Source organism: Pseudomonas sp. BCA17, assembly GCF_004519405.1.
Lineage (GTDB): Bacteria > Pseudomonadota > Gammaproteobacteria > Pseudomonadales > Pseudomonadaceae > Aquipseudomonas.
In genome coordinates, this window is record NZ_SGWI01000002.1 from 359,419 (window position 1) to 376,446 (window position 17,028).

The 17,028-nt window shown below is 61.6% G+C and carries 16 protein-coding genes; 11 read left to right on the forward strand and 5 right to left on the reverse strand.

Annotated elements, in window-relative coordinates; all coding sequences use genetic code 11:
• Window positions 1-11: 11 nt before the first annotated feature.
• The 5 genes from EXW71_RS10495 (at window position 12) to rlmF (ending at window position 6,609) form a co-directional block, all read left to right on the forward strand.
• On the forward strand, window positions 12-1,502 hold the full coding sequence (locus tag EXW71_RS10495; RefSeq protein ID WP_123714723.1) for a leucyl aminopeptidase: 1,491 nt from the start codon (window positions 12-14) through the stop codon (window positions 1,500-1,502).
• A 160-nt stretch (window positions 1,503-1,662) separates the two neighbouring features.
• On the forward strand, window positions 1,663-2,091 hold the full coding sequence (locus EXW71_RS10500; RefSeq protein WP_134658454.1) for a DNA polymerase III subunit chi: 429 nt from the start codon (window positions 1,663-1,665) through the stop codon (window positions 2,089-2,091).
• Between the two features lie 7 nt (window positions 2,092-2,098).
• Window positions 2,099-2,485 carry a DNA polymerase III subunit chi gene (locus EXW71_RS10505; protein ID WP_134658456.1) on the forward strand — a complete coding sequence of 129 codons (387 nt, stop codon included), beginning with the start codon at window positions 2,099-2,101 and terminating at the stop codon, window positions 2,483-2,485.
• Window positions 2,486-2,608: 123 nt separating this feature from the next.
• On the forward strand, window positions 2,609-5,455 hold the full coding sequence (locus EXW71_RS10510; RefSeq protein WP_134658458.1) for a valine--tRNA ligase: 2,847 nt from the start codon (window positions 2,609-2,611) through the stop codon (window positions 5,453-5,455).
• A gap of 134 nt (window positions 5,456-5,589) precedes the next feature.
• Window positions 5,590-6,609, forward strand: coding sequence for a 23S rRNA (adenine(1618)-N(6))-methyltransferase RlmF (gene rlmF / locus EXW71_RS10515; RefSeq protein ID WP_123714719.1), 1,020 nt, complete (start codon window positions 5,590-5,592; stop codon window positions 6,607-6,609).
• A gap of 79 nt (window positions 6,610-6,688) precedes the next feature.
• Here rlmF and EXW71_RS10520 read toward each other — a convergent pair whose 3' ends face one another.
• A complete protein-coding gene (locus EXW71_RS10520; protein ID WP_005785131.1) occupies window positions 6,689-6,970 on the reverse strand; it encodes an HU family DNA-binding protein in 282 nt (93 codons plus the stop codon).
• 398 nt (window positions 6,971-7,368) lie between these two features.
• Between EXW71_RS10520 and yejK the strand changes: the two genes are divergently transcribed.
• Together yejK and EXW71_RS10530 are read left to right on the forward strand one after the other, a co-directional pair.
• Window positions 7,369-8,373 (forward strand): nucleoid-associated protein YejK, encoded by a 1,005-nt coding sequence (yejK, locus tag EXW71_RS10525; RefSeq protein ID WP_123714718.1) that lies wholly within the window; start codon window positions 7,369-7,371, stop codon window positions 8,371-8,373.
• The gene (locus EXW71_RS10530) at window positions 8,373-8,726 is read left to right on the forward strand and encodes a glutaredoxin family protein (RefSeq protein WP_134658460.1); all 354 of its coding nucleotides are present in this window, start codon (window positions 8,373-8,375) and stop codon (window positions 8,724-8,726) included. The genes yejK and EXW71_RS10530 overlap by 1 nt, the downstream gene beginning before the upstream one ends.
• A gap of 101 nt (window positions 8,727-8,827) precedes the next feature.
• Here the strand turns inward: EXW71_RS10530 and EXW71_RS10535 are convergent, their stop codons facing one another.
• Genes EXW71_RS10535 through EXW71_RS29060 form a run of 3 tightly spaced genes read right to left on the reverse strand, consistent with a single transcriptional unit; the run spans window position 8,828 to window position 10,513 of the window.
• Window positions 8,828-9,805, reverse strand: coding sequence for a FecR family protein (locus EXW71_RS10535; RefSeq protein ID WP_134658462.1), 978 nt, complete (start codon window positions 9,803-9,805; stop codon window positions 8,828-8,830).
• A complete protein-coding gene (locus EXW71_RS10540) occupies window positions 9,802-10,380 on the reverse strand; it encodes an RNA polymerase sigma factor (protein ID WP_123714716.1) in 579 nt (192 codons plus the stop codon). The genes EXW71_RS10535 and EXW71_RS10540 overlap by 4 nt, the downstream gene beginning before the upstream one ends.
• A 7-nt stretch (window positions 10,381-10,387) precedes the next feature.
• A complete protein-coding gene (locus EXW71_RS29060) occupies window positions 10,388-10,513 on the reverse strand; it encodes a hypothetical protein (RefSeq protein ID WP_256658214.1) in 126 nt (41 codons plus the stop codon).
• 170 nt (window positions 10,514-10,683) lie between these two features.
• Between EXW71_RS29060 and EXW71_RS10545 the strand changes: the two genes are divergently transcribed.
• The 3 genes from EXW71_RS10545 to fecA all read left to right on the forward strand — a co-directional run bounded on the left by EXW71_RS10545 (window position 10,684) and on the right by fecA (window position 14,538).
• Window positions 10,684-11,172 (forward strand): sigma-70 family RNA polymerase sigma factor, encoded by a 489-nt coding sequence (locus EXW71_RS10545; RefSeq protein ID WP_134658932.1) that lies wholly within the window; start codon window positions 10,684-10,686, stop codon window positions 11,170-11,172.
• On the forward strand, window positions 11,169-12,110 hold the full coding sequence (locus tag EXW71_RS10550; RefSeq protein WP_134658464.1) for a FecR domain-containing protein: 942 nt from the start codon (window positions 11,169-11,171) through the stop codon (window positions 12,108-12,110). The genes EXW71_RS10545 and EXW71_RS10550 overlap by 4 nt, the downstream gene beginning before the upstream one ends.
• Window positions 12,111-12,201: 91 nt before the next feature.
• Complete coding sequence (gene fecA / locus EXW71_RS10555; protein ID WP_134658466.1) at window positions 12,202-14,538, forward strand: TonB-dependent Fe(3+) dicitrate receptor FecA; 2,337 nt, start codon at window positions 12,202-12,204, stop codon at window positions 14,536-14,538.
• Here the strand turns inward: fecA and EXW71_RS10560 are convergent.
• Window positions 14,535-15,407: a LysR family transcriptional regulator gene (locus tag EXW71_RS10560; protein ID WP_123715209.1), complete on the reverse strand. Its 873-nt coding sequence runs from the start codon at window positions 15,405-15,407 to the stop codon at window positions 14,535-14,537. The two genes, fecA and EXW71_RS10560, sit on opposite strands and share 4 nt — an antisense overlap.
• A 106-nt stretch (window positions 15,408-15,513) precedes the next feature.
• Here EXW71_RS10560 and EXW71_RS10565 point away from each other — a divergent pair, with 106 nt between their 5' ends.
• Window positions 15,514-17,022 carry an MFS transporter gene (locus EXW71_RS10565; protein WP_134658468.1) on the forward strand — a complete coding sequence of 503 codons (1,509 nt, stop codon included), beginning with the start codon at window positions 15,514-15,516 and terminating at the stop codon, window positions 17,020-17,022.
• Window positions 17,023-17,028 lie beyond the last annotated feature (6 nt).

Sequence of the window (17,028 nt, forward strand, 5' to 3'; positions counted from 1 at the left end):
GGGACCCGAAAATGGAATTGGTTGTAAAAAGCGTTAGCCCCGAAACGTTGAAAACCGCCACCCTCGTGGTCGCTGTCGGCGAAGGCCGCAAACTCGGCGTCGCCGCCAGGCAACTGGACGAATTGAGCGGTGGCGCCATCAGCGCCGTGCTCAAGCGCGGCGACCTGGCCGGCAAAGTCGGCCAGAGCCTGCTGCTGCAAAGCCTGCCCAACCTCAAAGCCGACCGCGTCTTGCTGGTAGGCGTGGGCAAGGACGCCGAACTGGGCGACCGTCCGTTCCGCAAGATCATCAGCGGCATCCTCTCCACCCTCAAGGGCCTGGGCGGCAGCGATGCGGCACTGGCACTCGATGAAATCGTCGTCAAAGGTCGCGACAGCTACGGCAAGACGCGCCTGCTCGCCGAAACCCTGGTCGACGGCGGCTACCTCTTCGAACAGTTCAAGAGCCAGAAAGCCGAACCCCGCGCCCTGAAGAAAATCACCCTGCTGACAATCAAGGCCGCCCAGGCTGAAGTCGAGCGCGCCGTGACCCACGCCCAGGCCATTGCCCATGGCATGTCGTTCACCCGCGACCTGGGCAACCTGCCGCCGAACATCTGCCACCCGACATTCCTCGGCGAACAGGCCAAGGCATTGGGTAAAGAGTTCAAGGGCCTGAAAGTCGAAGTGCTCGACGAGAAGAAGATCAAGGAATTGGGCATGGGCTCGTTCTATGCCGTGGGCCAGGGCAGCGACCAGCCGCCACGCCTGATCGTGATGCAATACAACGGCGGCAAGAAGTCCGAGAAGCCTTACGCCCTGGTCGGCAAAGGCATCACCTTCGACACCGGCGGCATCAGCCTCAAGCCAGGCCTGGGCATGGATGAGATGAAGTACGACATGGGCGGCGCCGCCAGCGTATTCGGTACCCTGCGTGCCGTGCTGGAGCTCAAGCTGCCGATCAACCTGGTGTGCATCCTGGCCTGTGCCGAGAACATGCCGAGCGGCGGCGCATCCCGCCCGGGCGACATCGTCACCACCATGAGCGGCCAGACCGTCGAAATCCTCAACACCGACGCCGAAGGCCGCCTGGTACTGTGCGACGCCCTCACCTACGCCGAGCGTTTCAAGCCGCAGGCCGTGATCGACATCGCCACCCTGACCGGTGCCTGCGTGGTGGCCCTGGGCGCCCACACTTCGGGCCTGCTGGGCAACAATGATGAGTTGATCGAGCAACTGCTCAGCGCCGGCAAGGCTGCCGACGACCGCGCCTGGCAACTGCCGCTGTTCGACGAATACCAGGAACAGCTGGATAGCCCGTTCGCCGACATCGCCAACATCGGCGGCCCGAAAGCCGGCACCATCACCGCGGCCTGCTTCCTGTCGCGTTTCGCCAAGAACTTCAACTGGGCCCACCTGGATATCGCCGGCACCGCCTGGACCAGCGGCGGCAAGGACAAGGGCGCCACTGGCCGCCCGGTACCCTTGCTGACCCAGTACCTGCTGGATCGCGCCAAGGCATAACCGTGTAGGAGCGAGCATGTCGTGGCGAGGGAGCTTGCTCCCGCTGGACTGCGCAGCAGCCCCCAGCTTTTCTGGAGGCCGCTTCGCGCCCCGGCGCAAGCAAGCTTGCTCGCCACACTACGCTCGCTTTTATCCCGGTTGAGGCCGCTCAGGAACCGCAATGACCCAAGTCGACTTCTATATATTGCCCAGCGCCGACCCGCTCGCGCGCCTGGACTTTGCCTGCAAACTCACCGAAAAAGCCTGGCGCATGGGGCACCGCATCTACCTGCATTGCAGCGATGCCGACCAACGCACCGAGCTGGATGCCCGCCTGTGGCGCTTCAAGGGTGAGAGCTTCGTGCCTCACGGCCCCGCCGAGTCAGAGCCCGACGGCCTGGTTGTACTGGGATTGGGCGACAGCTGCGGCGCTCACAATGACCTGCTGGTCAATCTGGACTTGAAAGTACCGCCCTTTGCCAAGGCGTTCGCCCGCGTAGCGGAAGTGGTGGTGGAGGATCCGGCTATTCGTCAGGCCGCGCGGGAGAGTTTCCGTTTCTACCGCGAACAGGGCTATCCTCTGCAAGATCACCGGCTACAACGACTTTGAGTAAATGATGGACACTCCCAACCCTCTAAAAAAAGACGACCACCTGCTGGACGACCTGGAGTCGATCCGCAAGCTGCTGGGTGATGATGACTTGCAACCGCCGCTGTTGACCGAGACGGTCGAAGGCGAGGTACAGATTCCACTGTTGTTCGACATGGTCGGCGGCAAACCTGCCGCGCCGGAGCCTGTTGCCGAAGCGCCCGCCGCCGAGCCAGCGCCCGCCGAAAAAGCGCCGGACGCGCTGCTGCTGCACCTGGACAACGAACTGCGCGCCGCCGCGCAATTGATCATGCAAGACGTGATCGACGACTTTGCCCCCCATATCGAGACCGAGATCAAGCGCCGGCTGGATGCGCGCATGGAGAGGCTGATCGCCGCAGCCACAAGTAACTAGTTTCAAACTGCAAGTCAGAGCACTGCGATCAACTTGCAGCTTGTCGCTTGTAGCTTGCAGCTGCTCCCCCCCGCTATACTTGTCGGCTTTCCTGAATTAATGCCAACTAGGGTCCCGCCGCGCATGGATAAGACCTACCAGCCGCACGCCATCGAAACTTCCTGGTACAACACCTGGGAATCCGAGAATTATTTCGCCCCGCAAGGCGCGGGCGATTCCTACACCATCATGATTCCGCCACCGAACGTCACTGGCAGCCTGCACATGGGCCATGGCTTCAACAATGCGATCATGGACGCGTTGATCCGTTTCCGCCGCATGCAGGGTCGCAACACCCTGTGGCAGCCGGGCACCGACCACGCCGGTATTGCCACCCAGATGCTGGTGGAACGCCAACTCGAAGCCACCGGCCAGAACCGTCACGACCTGGGTCGCGAGAAATTCCTGGAAAATATCTGGGAGTGGAAAGACCAGTCCGGCGGCAATATCAGCCGTCAGATCCGCCGCCTCGGCTCGTCCGTAGACTGGAGCCGCGAGCGCTTCACCATGGACGACGGCCTGTCGGAAGCCGTGAAGGAAGCCTTCGTACGCCTGCACGAAGACGGCCTGATCTACCGCGGCAAGCGCCTGGTCAACTGGGACACCAAGTTGCACACGGCAATTTCCGACCTTGAAGTGGAAAACCACGACGAGAAAGGTTTCCTGTGGAACCTCAAGTACCCGTTGGCCGACGGCGCCAAGACCGCTGAAGGCAACGACTACCTGATCGTCGCCACCACCCGTCCGGAAACCATGCTCGGCGACGCCGCCGTGGCCGTTAACCCGAACGATGAGCGCTACCAGGCGCTGATCGGCAAGTTTGTCGAGCTGCCGCTGGTGGGTCGTCGCATCCCGATCATCGCGGACGATTACTGCGACCCTGAATTCGGCACCGGCTGCGTGAAGATCACCCCGGCCCACGACTTCAACGACTACGAAGTCGGCAAGCGCCACAATCTGCCGCTGCTTAACATCTTCGACAAGAATGCCGCCGTATTGCCGGCCTGCCAGGTATTCAACCTCGACGGCACGCTGAACGACAGCATTGACGGCAAGATCCCGGCTGAATACGTCGGCCTCGACCGTTTCGAAGCGCGTAAGCAGATCGTTGCCGCCTTCGATGCCGCCGGCCTGTTGGTCAGCGTTGACGACCACGGCCTGAAAGTGCCGAAGGGCGACCGCTCGGGCACCGTGATCGAGCCGTGGTTGACCGACCAATGGTACGTCTCCACCAAACCGCTGGCAGAACCTGCCATCGCCGCCGTGGAAGATGGCCGCATCCAGTTCGTGCCCAAGCAGTACGAAAACATGTACTTCTCGTGGATGCGCGACATCCAGGACTGGTGCATCAGCCGTCAACTGTGGTGGGGCCACCGCATTCCGGCCTGGTACGACGAGTCGGGCAAGGTCTATGTAGGCCGCGACGAAGCCGAGGTGCGCGCCAAGCACAACCTGGGCGCAGACATCGCGCTGCAACAGGACAACGACGTGTTGGACACCTGGTTCAGTTCGGGCCTGTGGACGTTCTCCACCCTGGGCTGGCCGCAGCAGACCGAGTTCCTGAAGAAATTCCACTCCACCGACGTACTGGTCACCGGCTTCGACATCATTTTCTTCTGGGTTGCCCGGATGATCATGCTGACCATGCACTTGGTGAAGAACGAAGACGGCACACCGCAGGTACCGTTCAAGACCGTGTACGTGCACGGGCTGGTACGTGATGGCCAGGGCCAGAAGATGTCCAAGTCCAAGGGCAACGTACTGGACCCGCTGGATATCATCGACGGCATCGACCTGGAAACCCTGGTGCAGAAACGCACCTCGGGCCTGATGCAGCCGAAATTGGCGAAAAAGATTGAAAAGCAGACACGCGACGAGTTCGCCGACGGCATCGCCAGCTACGGTACCGACGCCCTGCGCTTCACCTTCTGCTCGCTGGCGTCCACCGGTCGCGATATCAAGTTCGACATGGGCCGCGTCGAAGGGTATCGCAACTTCTGCAACAAGATCTGGAACGCGGCGCGCTACGTACTGGATAAAGGCGAAGATTGCGGCCAGAACGGTGAAGCCGTCGAACTGAGCCTGGCCGATCGCTGGATCATTTCCCAGTTGCAACGCACCGAAGCCGAGGTAACCCGTCAGCTCGACCAGTTCCGTTTCGACCTGGCCGCACAGGCCTTGTACGAGTTCATCTGGAACCAGTACTGCGACTGGTACCTGGAACTGTCCAAACCTGTGCTGTGGGACGAAAACGCGCCGATCGAACGCCAGCGCGGCACCCGCCGTACCCTGGTGCGCGTGCTGGAAGTGGCACTGCGCCTGGCACATCCGTTCATGCCGTTCATCACCGAAGAAATCTGGCAGCGCCTGGCGCCGCTGGCCGGTATCGAGGGCAAGACCATCATGCTGCAGCCTTGGCCGGTGGCCAACGAAGCGCGCATTGATGAGGCGGCCGAAAGCGATATCGAATGGCTCAAGACCCTGATGCTCGGCACGCGCAATATCCGCGCCGAGATGAATATCGGCCCGGGCAAGCCCCTGGCCGTATTCGTCAAGAACGCCAGCGCCGAAGACCAGCGTCGTCTCAGCGAGAACGATGCACTGCTCAAGAAGCTGGCGAAGCTGGAGTCCATCACTGTCTTGGCTGACGGCTCTGAAGCACCGCTGTCCGCCACCGCACTGGTCGGCGACATGGAAGTATTGGTCCCGATGGCCGGCTTGATCGACAAGGGCGCCGAACTGGCCCGCCTCGATAAGGAAATCGCACGCCTGCAAGGCGAAGTGCAGCGGGTGGGCGGCAAGTTGTCCAACGCGGCATTCGTCGACAAAGCGCCGGCCGAAGTGATCGAGAAGGAACGCGCCAAGCTGGCCGAGGCCGAACAGGCCCTGGGCAAGCTGGCTGAGCAGCACGCGCGGATCTCCAGCCTGTAAGGTGGACCGTGTGTAAGAAAGAGGCCTTCGGGCCTCTTTTTTTTGGGGCTTTGAAAACCCAATCACCGGGGTCAACTTCGGAATGTGTGACAATACCCACCACTTTTGAAGCAACCCCAGAATCGACGTAGCCCATGACCGCCCCCAGCACGCCAAAACCTCCGCGCAAGAAGCCTAAAACCGCAGCCACGGCCAAACCCGTCACGCCGCGCAAAGAGGCCACCTTGCATCCGCGCAACCGCCACACAGGCCGTTACGACTTCCCGGCGCTGATCAAAACGACGCCGGAACTGGCGAAATTCGTGATCATCAACCCCTATGGCAAGGAAAGTATCGACTTTGCCAGCCCGGACGCGGTGCGGGTCTTCAACCGGGCGCTGCTGAAAGCCTTCTATGGCATCCAGCATTGGGATATCCCAGCCGACTACCTGTGCCCACCCGTGCCGGGGCGTGCCGACTATGTGCATTTCCTCGCCGACCTGCTGGCCAGCGTCAACGACGGCAAGATTCCGCGCGGCTCTATCGTCAAGGTGCTGGACATCGGCATGGGCGCCAACTGTGTCTATCCGTTGATTGGCTACATGGAGTACCGCTGGAACTTCCTCGGCTCCGAGGTTGACCCTATCGCCGTGGCCGCGGCCAAGGCCATCGTGCAGTCCAATGACCTGAGCAAGGTCATCCAACTGCGCCAGCAAACCAACCCCAAGCAAATCCTGTTGGGCCTGCTGGAGCCGGGCGAGCGCTTTGACCTGACCATGTGCAACCCGCCGTTCCACGCGTCCATGGACGAAGCCACCAAGGGCAGCGAACGCAAGTGGCGCGCGCTGGGCAAGGCCGATCCCAAGCGCAAGTTGCCGGTCCTGAACTTCGGCGGGCAATCGGCGGAGTTGTGGTGCGAAGGCGGTGAAGCACGCTTCGTCACGCAGCTTATCGCTGAGAGCGCGCATTTTGCCCACAAGGTGCTGTGGTTCAGCACATTGGTGTCAAAAGCGTCGAATTTGCCGGCGATTGAGACAGCACTCAAAAAAGCCAACGCGCTGGAAAGTCATGTGGTGGAGATGTCCCAGGGCCAAAAGCAAAGCCGTTTCGTGGCCTGGACCTTCCAGACCAAGAACGAGCAGCAGATCTGGCGTCAACGCTGGGTTCGCGACTAGCCCTTCATCACAGTAAAAATTGCAGGCAATAAAAAACCGTGCCCGGATCGCTCCGGAGCACGGTTTTTTTTGCCGCGTCTTACTTGTTAACAGCGTCGGTCAGGCCTTTGGCCACAACCAGCTTGATAACTTTCTTGGCAGCGATTTCGATGGCAGCGCCGGTCGAAGGGTTACGGCCAGTACGGGCAGGACGCTCGGTCACTTTCAGCTTGCCGATACCTGGCAGAGTGATTTCGCCGCCGTTTTCCAGCTGATCAGCAACGATCTGGCCCAGTTGGTCCAGCGCTGCGCGCGCGGTGGTTTTTGGCGCGTCGATAGCTTCAGCGATATCAGCGATCAGTTGGTCTTTAGTCAAAGCCATTGTGGTGTTCCTTCCCTATCAAATTCATATGGATATTGCAGAGTGCAGTGTCAGCCGTCGAGCCTGACCGTCTAGGCCTGGCACCCCCGGCTATAACCACGGAGATCGGGGTTATAGATGCTTGAAACGGGGATTGGTTCGACCTGACAGATGCTGAATGCACGCTTAACGCCGATACTTGGCGTAAGACGGGGCAAAACTAGCACAGAGACGGGGAAATATCCGCCTCTACCTAGCCATTTGGTCAGCTTTATCGCTCTAAAGCGTGAAAAAAAGGCATATGCCCCGTCAGAGAGCATCCAAAACAGCCTTCGGAGCGTGTCTTGACCAATGGGTGCGGTACACTGGGCGACTTTTCGGGGAGGCCACCAGCTCCCCTTCAACCAGCCGAGAAGCCTATGCCGATCCGTCATTGCATCGTCCACCTGATCGACAAAAAACCCGACGGCACACCCGCAGTTCTCCATGCCCGCGATACGGAGCTGTCCGAATCCGCCGCCATCGAGAACATGCTTGCCGACCTCAACGAGAGCTACAACGCCAAACAAGGCAAGGCCTGGGGGTTCTTCCATGCCGAGTCCGGCGCGCACCCGTTCAGCGGCTGGTTGAAGGAATATTTCGACGGTGGCCAGGATTTCACCACCTTCAGCCGCATGGCGGTCGAGCATCTGCAAAAGCTGATGGAAGAGTCCAACCTTTCCACGGGTGGCCATGTTTTATTTGCCCACTACCAGCAAGGCATGACCGATTACCTGGCCATTGCCCTGCTGCATCACAGTGAAGGCGTGGCAGTGACCGAAGAGCTGGATGTGACCCCGTCGCGCCACCTGGATCTGGGCCAACTGCATCTGGCGGCGCGAATCAACGTGTCCGAGTGGCAGAACAACAAGCAATCCAAGCAGTACATCTCGTTCATCAAGGGCAAGAACGGCAAAAAGGTCTCGGAGTACTTCCGCGACTTTATCGGCTGCCAGGAAGGCGTCGACGGCCCAGGCGAGACCCGCACCCTGCTCAAGGCGTTCAGCGACTTCGTTGAAAGCGAAGACCTGCCGGACGAGTCCGCCCGCGAGAAAACCAAGACATTGGTGGATTACGCCAGCAGCCAGGCCAAGCTCGGCGAGCCCATGGGCCTGGAAGAACTGTCGGGCCTGATCGATGAAGATCGGCCGAAAGCGTTCTACGACCATATCCGTAACAAGGACTACGGCCTGTCGCCGGAAATCCCGGCGGATAAGCGCACCCTCAACCAGTTCCGCCGCTTCACCGGCCGCGCCGAAGGCTTGTCCATCAGCTTTGAAGCCCACCTGCTGGGCGACAAGATCGAATACGACGAAGCCGCCGGTACCTTGATCATCAAGGGCCTGCCGACCCAACTGACCGACCAGCTCAAGCGTCGTAACTGATGCTTGGCGGGGTGTTCAAGAAAGTCCTGCTGGTGTTGCTGGTCGTGGTGGTGATTCAAAACTGGGGCAAGATCGAGCGGGTGTTCAACCCATCGCAGGTGGTTTCGGAGCAGGTACGCGCCTCGGCGCGCGTGGTGCTCTATTCCACCGAGTGGTGTGGCTACTGCAAGCAGATCCGCCGCTTCCTGGACCAGAAAGGCATTCCATACCAGGCATTCGACATCGAGAAGGACGCCCAGGCACGCAAGGCGTATGAAGCGTTGGGCGGTGGCGGGATTCCGTTTGTAGACGTGAATGGCACATTGATTCGTGACTACAACCCGGACGCGATCATGGCCGCGTTGAATCGGTAAAACACAGTAGAACACGGGTGGGAATCGTGCTCGGCGCCAGCCCGTTCACCGGTGCAGACCGAACAGACGAGCGAAAGAGGTAGAGTCGGCGTGATGTGTATCTAACGCAACACAATCATCCGACCAAAAACACGCTGCTGTTCAAACCCGAGCACGGCCTGCAAGGCATTCAACACCGCTTGCGGGTCTTTGCTCGGAAAGCTGCCGCTCACACGTTTGCCGGCCATCTCGTCGTTGAGCAACAGAATGCGCCCGGGGTAGTAACGCCCCAGATCCTCGATCACATCGGCCAACGGCGCCTTGTAGTAATTGAGCCATCCGTCGCGCCAGGCCAGGCGCGACTCGCCGTCAACCGGGTGCATGGGTTCGGCGATACCGTCGGCGTAGGCCACTTGCTGGCCGGCCGTCAGAATCTGCTGCTGCCCCTGCCTGGACGCGGTGACGCCCACCCGCCCGGACAACACCGTGACCTGCGCACCGGCCGGTTGCAGCCGCACTTCGAATTGCGTACCCAGCACCCGCGCTTCACCGCTGCCTGCTTCCACCACGAAGGGCTGGCCAGTGTGGGTCACGCTGAAAAAACCGGCGCCGCGACGCAGCTGGATGTGGCGCTCGCCATGGCTGAAATCCACGGCAATGGCGCTGTCGGCATCCAGGGTCACTTGGGATTGATCGGCCAGGGTGACGGTCCTCACCTCGCCGGGCGCGGTCACGTAGTCGGCGCCGAAATCATCGACCCAGCGCGACGGCTGCCAGCCGAGGCCCATGCACACCATCAACAGCAGGCACGCGGCCATGGCCAACGCGCCGGCCCCACGCACCACCCGTGAACGCCTTGCCGTGTTCATTGCAGTGAGGTAGCCCTGCAAGGCCAGAGCCTCTTCGTCCGCCAGCTTGCGCGCCGGCACTTCACTCAACTCCCACAGCACCTGCGCCTGGGAATAGGCCTCGACGTGCGCAGGGTCGGCGCGTAACCAACGGCTGAAGGTAACCTGGTCGCCACTGCTGGGCTGGTTGTGCAACAGGCTCAACCAGTCGAGAGCGGCCTGCTCTTGAGCGGGCGTGGGGGTAACGTTCACGGTGCTTTCCCTGGCGAGCGTGGAGGCAGTGGTTCACGAAGGCTGGCCTTACAGGCTTCGAGGGCACGCATCATATGTTTTTCCACGGCACTTTGGGACAAGCCCATGGCCTTGGCGATGTCCGCGTACTTGCGGCCATGGATGCGGTTAAGCAAGAAAATCTGCCGGGTGCGCTCCGGCAGACTGCGCAGGGCGGCTTCTACATGGCGCAAATCATTACCCGCCTCGAGTGCCGCCTGGGGTTCACTGCCCTGGTTATCCTGCTGCTCCGGCAACCAGCCTTCGTTGCTGCGCACCCGCGCGCCTTCACTGCGCAGATGGTCGATGGCGATGTTGCCGGCGCAGCGCAACAGGTAAGTGCTGAGTTCTTCGACCTGCACCAGCGGCCGGCGCCAGAAGCGCAGGAACAGGTCCTGCACCAGGTCGGCCGCCGTGGCGCGGCAACCCACGCGGCGGCTGACCAAGGCTTCCATCTGCGAACGCTGGGACAGGAACACCTGCAAAAAATGCGCACGCCCACCGGCCGCATCCGGGTGCGGGTTGTCTTGGGATTCCGGTGGAGTGCTGATCATCATGGCAGGCTCAGAATAAGGCGAAGGCCGCAACAGAACGGGTCAGCAGAACGACGCCCGCCAGGGTGGCAAACGACGCACCGCGCGATGTCACGCCTGGTCGATAGAAAGCAGGCAACGGGGTTTTGCTTTTCATGCGGGAAGCACCAGGTTCATCAGTGCGCGATATTAATGATAAATATTCTCATAAGCAAAAGAGAACGGATGAATCACCTGCCCCGGCGGATTGCCGAACCTTGTCATGCGCCCTACAATGCGAACAATTCTTGTTCTCTGACGCACACCAATGTCCGTGGAGTGATCGCGTTGCAGCCGTCCAACACCGTCGAAGTCCTGTACCACGACCATCACCACTGGCTCACCGGCTGGTTGCGACGCAAACTCGGCTGCCCTGAAAGTGCTGCGGACCTGGCGCAAGACACCTTTATCCGGGTGCTGACCGCACGAGAAACCCCAACGCTGATCGAACCCCGCGCTTTCCTCACCACCGTGGCCAAGCGCGTGCTGTTCAACTATTACCGCCGCCAGGACCTGGAACGCGCCTACCTCGATGCCTTGGCGCAACTGCCCGAGCACGTGGCGCCTTCGGAAGAAGACCGCGCCATCATCCTACAAACCCTGGTCGAGCTGGACCAACTGCTCAACGGCTTGCCCGTCCAAGTCAAACGGGCCTTCCTGCTGGCCCAGCTCGATGGGCTGACCTATGCGCAAATCGGCGCAGAACTGGGCATCTCCATTGCCACCGTCAAACGCCACCTGAATAAAGCGGCCATGCGCTGCTACTTTGCCCTATGAACTTCTCGACCCACGTCGCCGAACAGGCCGTGCACTGGCTGATGGAAATGCAGCAAGGTGGCCTCAACCCGCGCCAGCAAGCGGCTTGGCAACAATGGCTGGCGGCCCACAGCGAACATCAGCGTGCCTGGGACCATATCCAACGTATCAACCAACGCCTGCGCGGCATGCCCTCGCCCCTGGCGCATGCAACGTTGAACGCAGCGAAGTCCAGCAGCCGGCGCCAGGCGCTGAAATTGCTGCTGATCCTCGGTGCGGGTTCGGCTGCGGCCTGGGGCCTGCGCCAGCAGCACGTCCTGCCGCCGCTGAGCGCCGACTACCGCAGCCCCGTGGGCCAGCGTCGAAAGGTGCAATTGGCCGATGGCAGCCAGTTGCAGCTCAACACCGGCAGCGCGGTGGATGTACACATTGATGGCCAGCAGCGCTTGATCCGTCTGCTCGAAGGCGAAATCCTGCTGACGGCCCAAGCGGGCCATTCGCCCCTGCGCGTGCTGACCGGCCAGGGCCTGCTCAGCAGCCAGGCGGCGCGCTTGAACGTGCGCCAGTTCAATGACCGCACCCAACTAGCGGTGCTCGACGGCCATGTCGAGGTCATGCCCAACCACTACAACGGCCTGCCGCTGATCGTCGAAGCCAACCGCCAGGTGAATTTCACCCGCAAAGGCTGGGACACCCCGCGCCCTGTCGACGCCAACAGCGGCGCCTGGGCCGATGGCATGCTGATGGCTGCCCACATGCGCCTGGAAGATTTCCTCGCCGAGCTGGGCCGCTATCGGCGCGGCCAGCTCAATTGCGATCCGCAGGTGGCCAACCTGCTGCTGTCCGGCAGTTACCCGCTGGATGACAGCGAGCGCATTCTCGACCTGTTGGAAGTCAGTTTGCCGGTCAAGGTTCGACGCTTTACGCGCTACTGGGTGACCGTGCAGGCACGCGCCTGAAAATATTCTCGATAACCGTGAGCCGTTTTCCAGCCCTCGCGTGACAGAGAAGGAAAGCCACCTTGATCCTTCCTTCTCAGGACCGCCCTTCATGCCCCAGCACCCCACCCTTCTCGCCCGTACCCTGCGCCAGCTACTGCTCGGCGCCAGCCTGAGTTTCACCGTGCTGCCCCAGGTAATGGCGGCCGAAGCCAAGCCCTATCACATCGCCCCGGCATCGCTGGAAACGGCCTTGAACCAATTCGGACGCGAAGCGGGCGTACTGATTTCCTTCGGCTCCGACCTCACGGCAGGCCTGCAGAGCCGCGGTTTATCCGGCAACTACAGCGCCGCCGATGGGTTGCAACAACTGCTGGAAGGCTCCGGCCTGCAAGCCCGCCCCGAGGGCAACAACGCCTACAGCCTGCAACCGGCCAACGCCCCCACGACCGTCGAACTGCAAACCTCAAACGTCGTGGGCGACTGGCTCGGCGATGCGGAACAAACCAACGTGTTCGAACACCCCGGCGCCCGTGACGTGATCCGCCGCGAAACATTCGAACGCCAGGGCGCCACCCAGGCACGTGACGTGCTCAACCGCATCCCCGGCGTCAATGCCCCGGAAAACAACGGCACCGGCAGCCATGACATGGCGCTGAACTTCGGCATTCGCGGTCTCAACCCACGGCTGGCCTCGCGCTCCACCGTGTTGATGGATGGCATTCCGGTGCCCTTCGCGCCGTATGGTCAACCACAGCTTTCATTCGCTCCGATCAGCATGGGCAACATGGATGCAGTTGACGTGGTACGCGGCGGCGGCGCCGTGCGCTACGGCCCGCAAAACGTTGGCGGCATCGTCAACTTCGTGACCCGCGCAATCCCGGACGCACCGACGGTCAAAGGCGGCTTGCAGACCGAAACCAGCCCGTCTTCCAGCCATGATGGCTTCAAGACCACCGGTAACCTGCTGGCTGGCGGCACCGCCGACAACGGCCTGGGCGGCGCGATTCTGTACTCCGGCACCCGTGGCGGCGACTGGCGCGAAAACAGCAATACGCGCATCGACGACCTGATCCTCAAGGGCAACTACCAGCTCGACGACGCCAATAGTTTCAACACCATGGCGCAGTACTACGAAGGCCAGGCCGATATGCCTGGGGGCTTGAACGTGAAGGACTACAAGGCTGATCCGTACCAGTCCACCCGCCATTACGACAAATTCTGGGGCCGCCGTACGATGTTCAACGCCGGTTATCGCTACCAGGAAGACCGTCGCGAATTCACCGCCAATACCTTCTTCACCACCACCTTGCGTAACGGCTATCTGGACCAAGGCAACTTCCTTTCGCTGTCGCCGCGCGAATACTGGGTACGCGGCCTGGAAACCCGCTTCGCCCAAGGCTTCGACCTCGGCCCCACCCGCCATGAAGTCGGCGTCGGCTACCGTTACATCAACGAAGCCGGCCACGAAATGCGCTATCGCACGCCGATCACCGCCAACCAGCAAATGCCCAACACCGATAGCCGCAACGACCGCGACACCCGTGGCGCCACCGAAGCCAATGCATTCTTCGTCGACGACCGCATCGACATCGGCAAGTGGACCATTACCCCCGGTGTGCGCTACGAGATGATCGAGTCCCAACAGACCAACAACCTGACCAACGTCAAGTACAAGGGAGACTACAACACCGCGCTGCCGGCGTTGAACGTGCTCTATCACGTTACCGAAGACTGGAACCTCTACGCCAACACCGAAGGCTCGTTCGGCAGCGTGCAATACAGCCAGATGCCCAACCGTATAGCCAGCGGTGAAGTGAAGCCGGAAAAAGCCCGCACCTGGGAACTCGGCACGCGTTACGACAACGGCACCCTGCGCGCGGAAATCGGTGCGTTCCTGATCAACTTCGATAACCAGTACGACAGCAACCAGACCAACGACACCGTGATCGCCCGTGGTGAAACGCGCCATCAGGGCATCGAATCGAGCGTCAACTACGCCCTTGACGGTTTGAGCCCGGCGCTCGCGGGTTTTGACGTGTACGCCACTTATGCCTACGTCGATGCGACCATTCGCGAAGACGGCCCGAACAAAGGCAACCGCGTGCCCTTCTCGTCCAAGCACAAAGGCACACTGGGCGTGGGTTACACCGAAGGTCGCTGGAAGCTCAACCTGGACAGCAGCTACCAGAGCAGCCAGTTCGCCGACAACGCCAATACCCAGGCGGAAAGCGCCGACGGCGCCAACGGACGCATCCCCGGCTACATGCTGTTCAGCAGCCGCGCGGCGTATGACTTCGGCCCGCAGCTGTCGGATTTGAACGTGGCGGTCGGTGTGAAAAACATCTTCAACAAGCAGTACTACACCCGCTCGTTCGACGACAACAACAAGGGCAAATACGTCGGCGAGCCGCGCACGGTCTACGTGCAAACCTCCATCGCGTTCTAACTGCCCGCCAGGCAACTGGGAGTGCCCGCCACCAAAGCGTCGATGGCGCAGCGCACTTTGGCGGGCATACGGGCAGCCGTCGGCCAGATCACATGGATCGGCGCAGGCTGCGCGCGATGGCTCGGCAGCACGGCTTCCAGTTGCCCACGCAGCACGTAATGCGCAATCAACCAGCTCGGCAACCAGGCCAGGCCGACGCCCGCAATCGCGGCATCGGCCACGGCCTGGAGGTCGTCGAGCATCAATGGCGAGGTCACCCCGGAGCGCAGGGACGTACTGCCCCGGTAGGCAATGCCTCGGTGACCGGCGAGGTCATCGATCCCCTCAATCGGCCCGACACGCCGCAAGTACGCCGGTGAAGCGGCCAACCCCACCGACTGTTCACCCAGGCGGCGCGCGCTGAGGCGGTCGGTGTCCGGTAGCGGGCCGATACGCACGGCGACATCGAAGCCTTCCTGCACCAGGTCCGTGAGCCGGTCCGAGAATGAAATCTCGATCTCCAGTTCCGGGTAACGGTCCATCAATCCCCACAGGGCAGGCGCCGCATAATGGTGGCCGAAAGCCAATGGCAAGCTTGCCCTTAAACGCCCGCGCGGCTGTTGCCGGCCGCTTTCGAGTACCGACTCGGCGGCCTCCAGTTCGGCCAGGGCGCGCAGGCAATGCTCGTGGTACGCCTGCCCATCTTCGGTCAGACGCTGGCGGCGCGTGGAACGCTGCAACAGGCAAGTGCCCAAGCGTGCCTCCAGCCGCGCCAAGCCCTTACCCACGGCAGAGCGCGTCAGGTTCAGACGTTCAGCGGCTGCGGTCAGGCTGCCGCTCTCGACGATGTGCAGAAACAGTTCAACGCCGTCGAAACGTGGAATGGCCATGATTTTATTGTCGCCCTGGAATCCCTTATCAACGGAAAACTTATCACGAATAAAGAATTCAGTTCCCGCGAGAATGAAACCTTCATTCAATCCAAAGGAACATCCCATGCCGCCCGCCACTGCCGTATCGGCCGTCAGCGTCTCGCGTACCGCCAGAGATGGCCTCGCCCTCACCGCCGTGTGCCTCGTTGCTCTGATGTTCGGCCTGGAGATCTCCAGCGTGCCGGTCATCCTGCCCACCCTCGAACAACAATTGGGCACGGGCTTCCAGGATGCGCAATGGATCATGAACGCCTACACCCTGGCCTGCACCAGCGTCCTGATGGCGGCAGGCACGCTGGCCGATCGCTTTGGTCGGCGGCGCATGCTGGTGTTGTGTTTGTGGCTGTTCGGCGTGGCCTCGCTGGCCTGTGGGTTAGCCGATACGGCGTCGACACTGATCGCGGCGCGTTTCGTCCAGGGTGTGGGCGCCGGGGCAATGATGATTTGCCAGTTCGCCATTCTTTCGCACCAGTTCCGGGAGCCGGAGGGGCGTGCACGAGCGTTCGCGGTATGGGGCGTGATCGCGGGCGTGGGTCTCGGATTCGGGCCAATGGTGGGCGCGTTGATCCTGGCGATAGCGGATTGGCGCTGGGTATTTCTGGTGCACGTGCCACTCACCTTGCTGACCCTGGCGTTGCTGCGGGCCAGCGTGCAGGAATCCCGCGACCCGGCCGGGCATCGCCTGGACATCGCCGGGATGCTCACCCTCACGCTGTCAGTGTTCGCGCTGGTGTACTTCATCATCCAGGGCAGCGAGAACGGCTTCGGCACACCGGCCATGCTCGGTTGGGCAGGTTTGTCGCTGGTCGGGTTGCTGTTGTTCATTGTCATCGAGCGACGCAGCGCACATCCGATGTTTGATTTCTCGGTGTTGCGCATCCAGCGTTTCAACGGTGCATTGATGGGCTCGATCGGTATGAACTTCAGTTTCTGGCCGTTCATGATCTACCTGCCGCTCTACTTCCAGGCGGGCCTGGGCTACGACACCCTGACCAGCGGCGGCGCCCTGCTTGCCTACACCTTGCCCACCCTGCTGGTGCCGCCGCTGGCTGAACGCCTGGCACTGCGTCATGGCGCCGAACGGATTATCCCCATAAGCCTGGGTTTGATGGGCGCCGGGTTTATCGCCATGGCCATCGTCAATGGTACCGAGCAGCCGAGTATCGTGCTGGTGCTGTGCAGTTGCGGCATCGCGGGCGTGGGTTTGGCGCTGACTAATTCACCGACCACCAACACCACCACCGGCTCGGTCTCGGCCGACCGTGCCGGCATGGCGTCGGGCATTGATCTCAGTGCACGGCTGATCACCCTGGCGCTCAATATCGCGCTGATGGGGCTGGTGCTGTTGCTCGGGATCAGCCATCAACTGGCCAGCCTGCTGCCCGCCTCCACGGCGGTGAATTGGCCCGTCATCAGCCAACACATTGCGGCGGGCAAGCTGGAAGGGCTGGGGTTGACCACCCAGCAAGCCCAGGCGGCACTGCGCCATGGCGCCGGTTGGGCAATGCTCTTTGCCGGTATCGGCGCGGGCGGGCTGGCGCTATTGAGCCGGTATTTCTTCCGACGCCGGTAAACGAAA

What these genes read in the sequence shown, in the direction of transcription:
- EXW71_RS10530 (WP_134658460.1), top strand. Translation starts at nt 8,373, where the DNA reads ATGCTTGGCGGGGTGTTCAAGAAAGTCCTGCTGGTGTTGCTGGTCGTG.
- fecA (WP_134658466.1), top strand. Translation starts at nt 12,202, where the DNA reads ATGCCCCAGCACCCCACCCTTCTCGCCCGTACCCTGCGCCAGCTACTG.
- EXW71_RS10500 (WP_134658454.1), top strand. Translation starts at nt 1,663, where the DNA reads ATGACCCAAGTCGACTTCTATATATTGCCCAGCGCCGACCCGCTCGCG.
- EXW71_RS10550 (WP_134658464.1), top strand. Translation starts at nt 11,169, where the DNA reads ATGAACTTCTCGACCCACGTCGCCGAACAGGCCGTGCACTGGCTGATG.
- EXW71_RS10520 (WP_005785131.1), bottom strand. Translation starts at nt 6,970, where the DNA reads ATGGCTTTGACTAAAGACCAACTGATCGCTGATATCGCTGAAGCTATC.
- EXW71_RS10560 (WP_123715209.1), bottom strand. Translation starts at nt 15,407, where the DNA reads ATGGCCATTCCACGTTTCGACGGCGTTGAACTGTTTCTGCACATCGTC.
- rlmF (WP_123714719.1), top strand. Translation starts at nt 5,590, where the DNA reads ATGACCGCCCCCAGCACGCCAAAACCTCCGCGCAAGAAGCCTAAAACC.
- EXW71_RS10505 (WP_134658456.1), top strand. Translation starts at nt 2,099, where the DNA reads ATGGACACTCCCAACCCTCTAAAAAAAGACGACCACCTGCTGGACGAC.
- EXW71_RS10565 (WP_134658468.1), top strand. Translation starts at nt 15,514, where the DNA reads ATGCCGCCCGCCACTGCCGTATCGGCCGTCAGCGTCTCGCGTACCGCC.
- EXW71_RS10495 (WP_123714723.1), top strand. Translation starts at nt 12, where the DNA reads ATGGAATTGGTTGTAAAAAGCGTTAGCCCCGAAACGTTGAAAACCGCC.
- EXW71_RS10540 (WP_123714716.1), bottom strand. Translation starts at nt 10,380, where the DNA reads ATGATGATCAGCACTCCACCGGAATCCCAAGACAACCCGCACCCGGAT.
- yejK (WP_123714718.1), top strand. Translation starts at nt 7,369, where the DNA reads ATGCCGATCCGTCATTGCATCGTCCACCTGATCGACAAAAAACCCGAC.
- EXW71_RS29060 (WP_256658214.1), bottom strand. Translation starts at nt 10,513, where the DNA reads ATGAAAAGCAAAACCCCGTTGCCTGCTTTCTATCGACCAGGCGTGACA.
- EXW71_RS10510 (WP_134658458.1), top strand. Translation starts at nt 2,609, where the DNA reads ATGGATAAGACCTACCAGCCGCACGCCATCGAAACTTCCTGGTACAAC.